Below are 1,921 nucleotides of genomic sequence, written 5' to 3' on the forward strand. Positions count from 1 at the left end.
CGACCAGGGCAGCGTCACCATCGGGCTGGAAATGCAGCATCGCAACGGGCAGGACGTCGTGCTGCACGGCTGGGTGCGCGACACCGGCATGGGCATGAGCCCGGAGCAGCAAAGCAAGCTGTTCCAGGCCTTCAGCCAGGTGGATGCCTCGACCACACGCCGCTTCGGCGGCACTGGACTGGGCCTGACGATTTCCCGGCAACTGGCCGAGCGCATGGATGGCCGCGTATGGGTGGACAGCCAGCTCAACGTCGGCTCCACCTTCCACTTCACGGTGCGCATGCGCCTGCCTGAACGCCAGACACCGATGGCCTTGCTCAGCGACGATTGGCGAGGCAAGCGTGTGCTGCTGGTGGACGACAACGCCGATGCGCGCCAGGTGCTGGGCCAGATGACCAGCAAGCTGGGCCTGAAGGTGGACTTCGCCAGCAGCGGCGAAGAGGCGCTGACGCAAGTTCAGCAAACGCCGCAACCCTATGACTGGATCCTGCTGGACTGGAAGATGCCCGGCATGGATGGCGTGACCTGTGCGCGGCACGTTCACGAACTGGCGCAAGCCCGCTTCCCGCATGCCAATCCCTGCATCCTGCTGGTGACGGCCTTCAACAAGGCGGACGCCATGAAAGCCGCCAAGGACATCCCGCTGGCCGATGTGCTGACCAAGCCTGTGACGCCCTCCACCCTTTTTGACAGCCTCACCCGAGCCTTGACACAAGGCGCAGGCATGCGGGTCATCGCCGAGCACGCGGCCGCCCCACCTGCGGCCATCAAGGCCCCCGATCTGAAGGGCATCCGCGTGCTGCTGGCCGAAGACCAGCCACTGAATCAGGAACTGGCCAGAGAGTTGCTGCAGCGAGCCGGCGCCGAAGTCATCATTGCTGAAGATGGCGCCCAGGCCTTGCAACACCTTCAGGACGATCCGGCTTTCGACTGCGTGCTCATGGACTGCCAGATGCCGCGCATGGATGGCTACACCGCCACCCAGCGCATTCGCGCCAACGACAAGTGGCGGCATCTGCCCATCATCGCCATGACGGCCAGCGCCCTGGTCAGCGACCGGGACCGTGCCCTCGCCGTGGGCATGAACGACCATATCCCGAAGCCGCTAGACGTGAATCAGATGTACCAGGTGATCTCGCGCTGGATTCGGGTCGCACAACGTGCCAGAATGGAAACATGAATGCGAATCATTCGCGGAGAAATCACATGAAGAAAATTATTGCCACTCTGCTCCCGATTGCTGCACTCGCGCTGCCCCTTGCCGCGCAAGCTGGCGCCAAGTGCGAGGCCCACCCCAAAGCCGAATGGATGAAGGAAGGCGATGCCAAGGCCAAACTGGAAGCCGACGGCTACAAGATCCGCAAGTTCAAGGTCGATGGCCAGTGCTACGAGATCTACGGCTGGAACAAAGACGGCAAGAAGGTCGAGATCTATTTCGACCCCAAGACACTGGACATCGTCAAGGCTGAAATCGAGAAGTGATACAGGTCTGGAGTGCGGCTGTCAGGGTCAGCCACTGGCTGCTGGCGGCCCTGGTGCTGTTCAACCTGTTCAATGACACCGGCCCTACGCACCGTTATGCTGGCTATGCGGCTGCGCTGACGGTGCTGCTGCGACTGGCCTATGGTTTCAGCCGGCCACGGGGCGATGCCGCTCATGTTGGTCTGCCTGCCCCCGCCGTGCTGAAACGGCATCTGCTTGGACTGAAGGCCGGCCAGGTGCACCGCAGCCTGGGGCACAACCCTGCCGGCATGCTCATGGCGTGGCTGCTGTGGCTGCTGGTGCTGGCCCTGGGCATCTCCGGCTGGATGACCCAACTGGATGCCTACTGGGGTGAAGACTGGTTGATCGACACCCATGAAGCCATCGCCTGGGTGCTGCAGGGCAGCATCCTGATTCACTGGGCTGGTGTGGTGGTGAT

Annotated in this window: 3 protein-coding genes; all 3 read left to right on the forward strand. The window is 62.7% G+C overall.

All coding sequences use genetic code 11. The features are described 5' to 3' along the window. Positions 1-1,180: response regulator (locus EPO09_RS21115; protein ID WP_290646393.1), on the forward strand; the 1,180-nt coding region annotated here is incomplete at its 5' end. A 26-nt stretch (positions 1,181-1,206) separates the two neighbouring features. Then, positions 1,207-1,482: a PepSY domain-containing protein gene (locus EPO09_RS21120; RefSeq protein ID WP_290646395.1), complete on the forward strand. Its 276-nt coding sequence runs from the start codon at positions 1,207-1,209 to the stop codon at positions 1,480-1,482. Beyond that, positions 1,479-1,921 (forward strand): cytochrome b/b6 domain-containing protein (locus EPO09_RS21125; RefSeq protein ID WP_290646397.1); only part of this gene is annotated, 443 nt, incomplete at its 3' end. The genes EPO09_RS21120 and EPO09_RS21125, both read left to right, overlap by 4 nt.

The organism is Aquabacterium sp. (genome assembly GCF_004297345.1).
In the GTDB taxonomy this organism is placed as follows: Bacteria; Pseudomonadota; Gammaproteobacteria; order Burkholderiales; family Burkholderiaceae_C; genus Aquabacterium.

Coding starts and splice junctions, on each gene's coding strand:
- EPO09_RS21120 (WP_290646395.1), top strand. CDS start 1,207: ATGAAGAAAATTATTGCCACTCTGCTCCCGATTGCTGCACTCGCGCTG.